We start from the raw sequence: 9,141 nt of genomic DNA, 5'->3' as shown, positions 1-9,141 counted from the left end.
GTTTGATTTCCTGGAGCCGGGCAAATTATATGAGGCCACTATCTATGCCGATGCTAAAGATGCGGATTATAAAACCAACCCCCAGGCGTATACCATTCGAAAAGGCATTATCAGCAGCCGGTCGAAGATACAGCTGAAATCCGTTCCTGCGGGTGGGTATGCTATTTCTTTATTTGAAGTGAAAGCGGGTATGCCTGTAAAAGGCCTGAAAAAGTTGGGATATAAATAAGTGATACCGGATACTATTTTTCTTACTTTTATCTGAACTAAAAGATCTTATTGTAATGATGTATAAAAACATAATGAAGATAACTGTTGTGTCGGGCTCCCTGTTTTTTGCTTCATGCGGATCGCCATCCGGTGAAACAAAAGATAAAGAACATGTCGCCGCTTCATCTGAACCATTTAATGTAACTGCTGAGTCGTTTGCCGACCTGCAACTCCTGCGCTACCAGGTGCCCGGCTGGGACCAGCTTTCGGCACAACAAAAAGAGTTAGCCTATTATCTTTACCAGGCGTCGCTTTCGGGTCGTGATATTATTTATGATCAACGTGGCAAATACAATCTTTTAGTGCGCAAAACACTGGAGGCAATATGGCAGACCACTAAAGTCAACCAGAGCGGCGATGATTGGGAAAAGTTCAAAACCTATGCCGGGCAGGTTTGGTTCAGCAATGGCCTGTACCATCATTACAGCACCGATAAAATTATTCCTGCCTGTAGCTTTGAATACTTCAGCGAGCTGGTAAAGCAAAGCGATGCAGGCAAATTACCGCTGGATAACGGCGAAACCGTTGATGCCTTTTTAAGCCGTATCAGGCCGGTGATTTTCGATCCGAAATTTGAGCCTAAGATGGTAGATCTGCGTGCCGGTATTGATAATGTGGCTCATTCCTTCAACAATTTTTATGAAGGGGTTACCCAGGAAGAAGTAGAGGCTTTTTATGCTAAATTCCCGCATAGCGACCAGGAACCTGAATGGGGGCTGAATAGTAAATTAATTAAAGAAAACGGGCAGCTGTCAGAAAAAGTATGGAAAAGCGGCGGAATGTATGCACCCGCTATTGATCAAATGATCTTCTGGATCAAAAAAGCGATTCCTTTAGCTGAAAATGATATACAGAAAAAAGCACTGACCTTACTGGTAGAGTATTTTCAGACAGGCGACCTTAAAAAATGGGATGAGTATAATATTGCCTGGACACAAAATACCAACAGCGTGATCGACTTTACCTGTGGTTTTATTGAAGTGTACAACGATGCGATCGGTAAAAAAGGAAGTTACGAGTCTATTGTTTCCATAAAAGATTTTGAAGCCTCAAAACGCATTGAAAAAATAGCAGCGCAGGCGCAGTGGTTTGAAGATAATGCTCCCCTGATGCCCGAACATAAAAAGAAAAATGTAAAAGGCATTAATGCCAAAGCCATCAATGTAATTGTAGAGGCCGGCGATGCAGCGCCCAGCACCCCCATCGGCATTAACCTGCCCAATTCGGATTGGTTAAGGAAAGAGTATGGTTCTAAATCAGTAGCCCTGTCCAATATTGTAGAAGCCTACAACCTTAGCAGCGCCAGCAATGGGATGCTGGAAGAATTTGCAGATACCAAAGAAGACCGGGATCGTATCAAACAATATGGCAGCCTGGGCAGCGACCTGCATACAGATATGCATGAATGTATTGGCCATGCATCGGGCCAGATCAATACTGGCATAGCCACACCCGACAAAACGCTGAAAAACTATGCTTCCTGCCTCGAAGAAGCCCGTGCCGACCTGGTAGCGCTCTACTATATTATGGATCCCAAGCTGGTGGAAATAGGTGTAATGCCCTCACTGGAAGTAGGCAAGGCCGAGTACTACAATTATATGATGAATGGTCTGATGACCCAATTGGTGCGGTTGAAATTAGGCGATAAAATAGAAGAGGCGCATATGCGCAACCGCGCCTTAAATGCTTATTGGGTTTATGAAAAAGGGAAGAAGGACCATGTGGTGGAATTGATCAAAAAAGAAGGCAAAACCTATGTGCAGATCAATGATTACAACAAGCTGCGCACTTTATTTGGTGAGCTGCTAAGAGAAATACAACGCATCAAATCAGAAGGTGATTTCAACGCCGGCAAGAACCTGGTAGAAACCTACGGGGTGAATGTAAATCCCGACCTGCATAAAGAAGTACTGGAACGTTATGCAACGCTCAACATTAAGCCTTATAAAGGTTTTGTACAGCCGCGCCTTACAGCTGAGATGGATGGTGATAAAGTGAAGGATGTACGCATTGAGTTTCCCACTTCTTTTTACGACCAGGTGATTGAATATGCCAGGGACTATTCTTTGCTGCCGGTGAAGAATTGATCAGGGGCCATCAAAATAATATAAGCTCGTTTAAAAGCAAAAAGCTGTCCGGAGTATTTCGGACAGCTTTTTTTGCTGATGGACTTTCAAATTATAAAGGTCGGGATGACAAGATTCGAACTTGCGGCCTCTTCGTCCCGAACGAAGCGCGCTACCGGGCTGCGCTACATCCCGAAATGGATATCAGCTAAATACTGTTTAATTTTCAGCAGAGGTTTTCCAGCACAAACTTAAAACATTTCATTCTTATAAATCTTGTTTTTAAAACTGCTGCCTCAATTTTGTGCATCTAAACCGGTTGGCTTTTTGAATCGGTTAAAAAACAGATCTTAATTCAGCATTGTTTAGATATTTTCAGTATCGGCGCTATTGAGGCTCTTTTTCTTTTACCTCTGCTTCAAGCCTCGGAGTATTTAATTTTACAACATGCGTGCCTGAGCGCTTACGCATCACCATGTTCAGTAATTCAACAATAAAGGAGAAGGCCATGGCAAAATAAATATAGTTTTTCAAATGAAGTTCATGCGCTATGTCGGAGTTCCATCCTTCCACAATCAGGCTCACACCTATCATCACCAAAAATGATAAGGCCAGCATTTTTAATGTCGGGTGTTTTTCTATGAACGAGGCAATTTTCGGGCTAAAGGTGAACATAACGATCATGGCAACAATAACTGCAGCTATCATAATTTCAAGATGCCTGGCTGTACCTCCTGCTGTGATCACACTGTCGAAGGAAAATACAGCATCTATTACCAGTATCTGAACAATAGCCTGGCTGAAACCCAATTGTTTTTGATTTTGTACATTGACAGTTGGGTCTTCTCCTTCCAGCTTATGGTGGATTTCTTTTACCGATTTATAAATAAGGAACAAGCCTCCTGCCAGCATCACGAGGCTTGCCAGGTCAAAGCCCTTACCAAACCAGCTTTCAGGAATAATATATTTTCCTTTTTGAGCCAGCAGCCAGCTAAGCCCGGCCAGTAACAGGCAACGGCTCATAATACCGGTTATCATCCATACGGTGCGGGCTTTTTTTTGCAGGTGCTGTGGCAGCCGGTTGAGGATAATGCTTACAAAGATCACGTTGTCTATACCCAGCACTACTTCAAGTATAACGAGTATAACAAAGCTTACCAGAGCGTCGAATGTAAACAACTCAGCAGTAGAGATAAATAATAAGTCCATAGTCCGGTTTATAATGAATCACAAATTTGCTTTACAATCGTTGGCCCCTGGTAAATAAAGCCGGTCCAAACCTGTACCAAAGAGGCGCCAGCAGCCATTTTTTCTTTAGCATCTATAGCGGTGAAAATCCCTCCCGATCCGATAATAGGAATAGCGCCATGAGTTTGCTTGTAAACATACTCAATAAGACCGGTACTTTTAGCCCTCACCGGTTTGCCGCTTAGGCCTCCTGCTCCTATTTTTTCCTGTTCGGCAACCGGTGTATTCAGGCCGTTCCGGTCGATGGTGGTATTGCATATCACCAGTCCGTCCAGTTTCACTTCTGCAGCCAGCTCAATTACATCATCCACCTGCGACCGGGTAAGATCAGGAGCTATTTTTAATAAGATCGGTTTGGCAATCGCTTTGCCATTGTTAATCATAGCCAGGTTCCATATAATTTTTCTTAAAGACTCTTTTTCCTGCAGCTCGCGTAACCCCGGTGTATTGGGGCTGCTTACGTTCACTACAAAATAGTCTACATAATGGTGCAGCTTATTAAAACAGGTAGCGTAATCTTTCCAGGCATCTTCATTAGGCGTTACTTTGTTTTTGCCGATATTGCCGCCGATGATCAAAGGATATTTTTCATGGCTGTCGGACTTGTTTTCGCGCCATAACCTCAGCCTTTGAGCAATTGCATCTGCACCTTCGTTATTAAAGCCCATGCGGTTAACAAGAGCCTTATCTGCCGGCAGCCTGAACAACCTGGGTGGTGGATTTCCCTCCTGTGCCAGTGGTGTTACTGTCCCGATCTCTACAAAGCCAAAGCCAAGGGCTTCCAGCTCGTTTAAATATTTGGCATTTTTATCAAATCCTGCCCCCAATCCTACGGGATTTTTGAATGCCATGTTCAAAAAGTGTGTGGCTAAAGACGGATTTGCAGAATGGGTGAAGGAACTGACCAGCTTTTTTCCTGCCGACGTTGCGGTAAGCAGCTTTAGCTGGTTCATAGCCATATAATGCGCCTTTTCAGGCGGGAACATAAAGTAGATCTTGCGGAGTAGTGAATACATCGGTTGCAAATATAGCTCAAGTTAAGGTTGTATAATGATGTTATCCAGGGCAGGCAGATCTTAAATTCAGGCCTAAAATTATTCACCGGGGTAAAATAACACCCGGCAAACAAGTCTGAAGACTGAAAGGATTATAAAAGCAAGGCAGGCGTCCTGAAATTCCGCAATGAGTGACATAAAGCATTAGAAATCTTAAAACTTAGATGCTGACTTTTGGAATAAGGCCTGGTGTATTTCCTGTTTTTTTAAATATGCCTGCCTCTACCTGTCTTTGGAAGGCATTCTGCTTCGTCAGGGAATTTGCTCGTACAGGTTCTTTCATGGCCAAAACTGGCTGGGATTTTCAGGCATTTTTCACTCACTTCAGCAAAAAAAACTATTCTGACGATACCATATTTTTTTAAAAACCCATTTACTGGTTTTAATAAAATCAGGCGGTCGAAAATATAATTTATTTAAATTTGAAACACAAGTTGCATAAGCAACTATTTGTGCTACATATTCAATCTCAAATACAAGATAGTGACAGAAGCATATATCATAGCGGGATTCAGGACGGCAGTGGGCAGGGCCAAAAAAGGGAGCTTTCGCTTTTTCCGCCCGGATGATCTGGCCATAGAAGTTATAAAAGGATTGATGGCGTATGTACCGCAGTTGGAAGCGAAACAGGTAGATGATGTAATGGTAGGCAATGCGGTACCCGAAGCAGAACAGGGACTACAGGTAGGACGCATCATTGCAGCACGTGCGTTGGGTATCGAAACACCTGGGGTTACGGTAAATCGCTATTGTGCTTCGGGCTTAGAAACTATTGCAATGGCAACCGCCAAGATCCGCAGTGGTATGGCGGATTGTATTATTGCCGGAGGTACAGAAAGCATGAGCATGGTGCCTGCATCTGGCTGGAAAACGGTCCCTTCTTATAGTATCGCCAGTGATGCGCCGGACTATTACCTGAATATGGGCTTAACGGCCGAAGCGGTGGCTAAGGATTTCAACATTACCCGGGAAGCCCAGGATGAATTTAGCTATAACTCGCATCAGAAAGCTCTTGACGCTATTAGAAAAGGCTATTTTAAAGCCGGAATTTTACCCATTCACGTGGAAGAAATATACCTGGATGAAAAAGGGAAAAAGCAAAAGCGCAGTTATAGAGTAGATACGGATGAAGGTCCGCGCGCCGATACTTCGATGGAGGCGCTTGCTAAGCTAAAACCGGTATTTGCTGCCCGCGGAACGGTTACGGCAGGCAACGCTTCCCAAACCAGCGACGGCGCTGCTTTTGTAGTGTTGATGAGTGAGAAAATGATGAGGGAACTGCAGTTGGAGCCGATCGGCCGCTTGGCATCTGCTGCAGTGGCAGGCGTTGATCCGCGCATCATGGGCATTGGTCCTGTAGCCGCTATTCCCAAAGCTTTGAGGCAGGCGGGAAAGCGTTTAAGCGACATAGATCTGATAGAGTTGAATGAGGCTTTCGCTTCGCAATCCCTGGCGGTCATCCGGGAGGCGGGTCTTGACCCGTCAAAAGTAAATATCAATGGCGGCGCTATAGCTTTAGGCCATCCTTTAGGTTGTACCGGCACCAAGCTTACGATCCAGGTGCTGGGAGACTTAAAAAGGTTGGGCAAAAAATATGGTATGGTAACTGCCTGTGTGGGTGGAGGGCAGGGCATTGCCGGGGTGATCGAAAGGTTGTAACGGGTTCCAGGTTTCAAGTTGCAAGTTCCAGTATCCCGATTACAATAATCAACAATCAATACCCAATGTCCAATATTCATCGGGATTTCGTTTCGGAGACAATAACTGAACATTCCTGCCCGAATGATTGGTCAGGCGGGGATTATTGCGTATTGAAAATTGGATATTGTAAAAAATGTCAACCTATTTTAGGCAGACACAAATCATCTAGTAACCAGTATCCAGCAACCAGTAACCGGCAACCAATGTTTTAACTTTTCAACCTTTCAACTTTTCAACCTTTCAACATTTCCTTAATGGCTAAACCTTTTTCCAAAACTTTAAATCTTGTCAATATAGTAAAGCAGCTATGGCCTTTTGTAAAGCCATACCGTACCATGATATTCGGTACGCTTTCGCTGACGCTGGTAGGGGCGCTGGCCGCACAGGTGAACCCGCTTATTTTAAAATATACGGTTGATCATGTAGATGCTTTATTACAAGTACCAGATCCTATGAAAGAGGGAACACAGCTATTGATCTTTATTTCAGTTGTTCTTTTTGTAAAAGAAATCGTAAACATCTTTATCCAGTTCGGACAAAAATTTTACGGAGAAAAGATACGCATCAATGTTAGCAATGGCCTGGCACAAAAAGCCATCAGCCGCATACTCACCTATCACATGGGATTTTTTGCTTCGGCCGAAAACCAGTCGGGCAAGCTGCAAACCCGTATAGACAGGGGTGTTGAAAGTCTTACCCGGCTGGTACAGAATTTTTTTATAGATATTCTGCCGCTTTTTTGTAACGCTGTACTGGCGCTGATTATTATGTTTATGGCCAATATATATGTGGGTTTGATTGCTGTTACTATATTACCCGCTTATTTCTATGTAAGCGCAAGGCAGGCCAAAAAACTGCAGGGAGTGAGAAGGCAATTGCGTGGAGGCAGGGAAAATAAAAGTAACGGGCTGCTCAATATCATCGATTCAATGACGGTGATCAAAAGTTTTGTTCGGGAAGACGTGGAGGAGAAAAAGCAGCTGGAAATTCAGCAGCAGCTGACAGATAACCAGCTATACACGCGCAAAACCAACTTTACTTACGATGGGGTAAAAAGTTTTATAGAGCAGATCGGTATTGTATTGATAATAATACTTACTGCTTACCTGGTGTTGAACCATCAGATAAGCATCGGAGCGATCATGCTGCACATTATGTTATTTAATAATGTATCGGCGCCCATCAGGCAGCTGCACAGGATCTATGATGAGGTGAATGACGCGTTTATTTATGCCGAAGCTTATTTCCAGATTATTGATGATGATGAAGAAGTAGAACAAACCGGAAGGCATATTGTAACAGAGGCAGAAGGAACTTTCGAAATGTGCCATGTAGATTTTACCTATCCCAATGGAACAAAAGCGTTGCACGATGTAAGCCTGAAAATAGAACGTGGTAAAACCACAGCTCTTGTAGGTCTAAGCGGTGCCGGTAAAAGCACGGTATTAAACCTGCTTAACAAGTTTTACCAGCCGGACAGCGGCGCAATATTACTTGACGGTATTTCTTTATCAGATTATGAGAACAGCTCTATAAGAAGTGAGATAGGCCTGGTGCTTCAAAAAAACCATATTTTTAAGGGTACCATAGAAGATAATATCCGCTATGGAAAAATAGAGGCCTCCTATGAAGAAATTACACTGGCCGCCCAAAAGGCTTATCTCCACAACCAGGTAATGGAACTGCCCATGCAATATAAAAGCGATGCGCAATTACTAAGCGGAGGCCAGCAGCAACGTATTGCTATTGCCAGGCTGTTTTTAAAAGATCCGCCTATTATATTTTTGGATGAACCCACTGCCAGCCTGGATGCCATTGCTACAGAACAGATCAAAAACAGCCTGGATGCTATTAAACAAAACAGAACCGTTGTAATGATTTCGCACTCTATTTCCCAGATTGTAGATGCGGATATTATTTATGTATTAAAGCAGGGCAGAGTGGTGGAAAGCGGAAAGCATGAAGAGCTGGTAAGGATCAATGGGGTGTATAAGGAAATATTTGATGCATCGGCCAGGAGCCTGAATATTGAGCGCCTGGCTAAAACCTTATCATCCTGAGCATGTTAAAAACTCAGATGATAAAAGTTGATTAAGTGTTTTTACATAAACTGTTACAGGCAGTGGTAACATGATATTTTTGAGTTAAGCCCTTTGCCATATCGCTGTGGGCCGTGGGTGATTGACCGCGATCTTATTTCTTTTGATTGATATAGGCTGCTTCGTACGAAGCAATCCATTGCTTTACCGACATTTTTTTTACCAGTTCACCAATCAATCCAAATGGGATGTTCTCCACCTTTTTAAAGCGGATACAACTTTTACCCATATCTAATTTGCTTTTGCTGTGCTTGGGATATTCGGCAGTAAACCATGCAAGCAGCTCAGGATTCGTATAAATGCCCATGTGGTATAAACTGACAGCATTTTTTTGCGAAGCCAGGTTAATAAATGGCAGGGGCAGCCCGGGTGTACAATGATAGCCTGCCGGATAAATGCTATGAGGAACTACATAGCCGATCATTCCGTAGCTCATCGCCTCCTCATAACCTTTAGGGAGGTTTTTAAGAATGGTGTGTCTTAATTTATCGAAATACGGCTTTATTTCAGCCGGTATTTCGTTTAAGTATTCTTTAACTGAGGTGACTTTTGACAGCATAAATAGGAGAGCGTTGTTTTACCGTTAAAGATACTTAATGGAGAGCTGATTCAAAAAAGTAAATAAGATACCCAATATTTTAAAACCCACAGAGCTTCACACGGTTATTTACTGAGAACACCGAACTATTTTTGCGCTCTTCC

7 protein-coding genes and 1 tRNA gene are annotated in these 9,141 nt (G+C 43.3%); 4 read left to right on the top strand and 4 right to left on the bottom strand.

The window, feature by feature from the left end:
- Together ACYVBM_RS01260 and ACYVBM_RS01255 are read left to right on the top strand one after the other, a co-directional pair.
- A partial coding sequence (locus ACYVBM_RS01260) for a glycoside hydrolase family 97 C-terminal domain-containing protein (protein ID WP_460683791.1) occupies nucleotides 1–229 on the top strand: 229 nt, incomplete at its 5' end.
- 73 nt (nucleotides 230–302) lie between these two features.
- Complete coding sequence (locus tag ACYVBM_RS01255) at nucleotides 303–2,357, top strand: dipeptidyl-peptidase 3 family protein (protein ID WP_460683790.1); 2,055 nt, start codon at nucleotides 303–305, stop codon at nucleotides 2,355–2,357.
- Between the two features lie 100 nt (nucleotides 2,358–2,457).
- Here ACYVBM_RS01255 and ACYVBM_RS01250 read toward each other — a convergent pair.
- The 3 genes from ACYVBM_RS01250 to ACYVBM_RS01240 all read right to left on the bottom strand — a co-directional run bounded on the left by ACYVBM_RS01250 (nucleotide 2,458) and on the right by ACYVBM_RS01240 (nucleotide 4,600).
- Nucleotides 2,458–2,531: transfer RNA gene (locus ACYVBM_RS01250), tRNA-Pro, on the bottom strand.
- Between the two features lie 192 nt (nucleotides 2,532–2,723).
- Nucleotides 2,724–3,545, bottom strand: a complete 822-nt coding sequence (locus ACYVBM_RS01245) for a TerC family protein (protein ID WP_460683789.1) — start codon at nucleotides 3,543–3,545, stop codon at nucleotides 2,724–2,726.
- Nucleotides 3,546–3,553: 8 nt separating this feature from the next.
- Complete coding sequence (locus ACYVBM_RS01240) at nucleotides 3,554–4,600, bottom strand: quinone-dependent dihydroorotate dehydrogenase (protein WP_460683788.1); 1,047 nt, start codon at nucleotides 4,598–4,600, stop codon at nucleotides 3,554–3,556.
- 522 nt (nucleotides 4,601–5,122) lie between these two features.
- Here ACYVBM_RS01240 and ACYVBM_RS01235 point away from each other — a divergent pair.
- Both ACYVBM_RS01235 and ACYVBM_RS01230 read left to right on the top strand, forming a co-directional pair.
- The gene (locus ACYVBM_RS01235; protein WP_460683787.1) at nucleotides 5,123–6,298 is read left to right on the top strand and encodes a thiolase family protein; all 1,176 of its coding nucleotides are present in this window, start codon (nucleotides 5,123–5,125) and stop codon (nucleotides 6,296–6,298) included.
- 296 nt (nucleotides 6,299–6,594) lie between these two features.
- A complete protein-coding gene (locus tag ACYVBM_RS01230) occupies nucleotides 6,595–8,400 on the top strand; it encodes an ABC transporter ATP-binding protein (protein WP_460683786.1) in 1,806 nt (601 codons plus the stop codon).
- Between the two features lie 133 nt (nucleotides 8,401–8,533).
- Here the strand turns inward: ACYVBM_RS01230 and ACYVBM_RS01225 are convergent, their stop codons facing one another.
- Nucleotides 8,534–8,998 (bottom strand): DUF1801 domain-containing protein, encoded by a 465-nt coding sequence (locus ACYVBM_RS01225; RefSeq protein WP_460683785.1) that lies wholly within the window; start codon nucleotides 8,996–8,998, stop codon nucleotides 8,534–8,536.
- Nucleotides 8,999–9,141 lie beyond the last annotated feature (143 nt).

Source organism: Niabella aquatica (genome assembly GCF_054779315.1).
Note: the sequence above shows the minus strand (reverse complement) of the source record. Positions and strands in the feature narration are given on the sequence as shown.

Excerpts from the sequence above, each read along its gene's own strand:
- ACYVBM_RS01255 (WP_460683790.1), top strand. The coding sequence starts at position 303 with ATGAAGATAACTGTTGTGTCGGGCTCCCTGTTTTTTGCTTCATGCGGA.
- ACYVBM_RS01245 (WP_460683789.1), bottom strand. The coding sequence starts at position 3,545 with ATGGACTTATTATTTATCTCTACTGCTGAGTTGTTTACATTCGACGCT.
- ACYVBM_RS01240 (WP_460683788.1), bottom strand. The coding sequence starts at position 4,600 with ATGTATTCACTACTCCGCAAGATCTACTTTATGTTCCCGCCTGAAAAG.
- ACYVBM_RS01230 (WP_460683786.1), top strand. The coding sequence starts at position 6,595 with ATGGCTAAACCTTTTTCCAAAACTTTAAATCTTGTCAATATAGTAAAG.
- ACYVBM_RS01225 (WP_460683785.1), bottom strand. The coding sequence starts at position 8,998 with ATGCTGTCAAAAGTCACCTCAGTTAAAGAATACTTAAACGAAATACCG.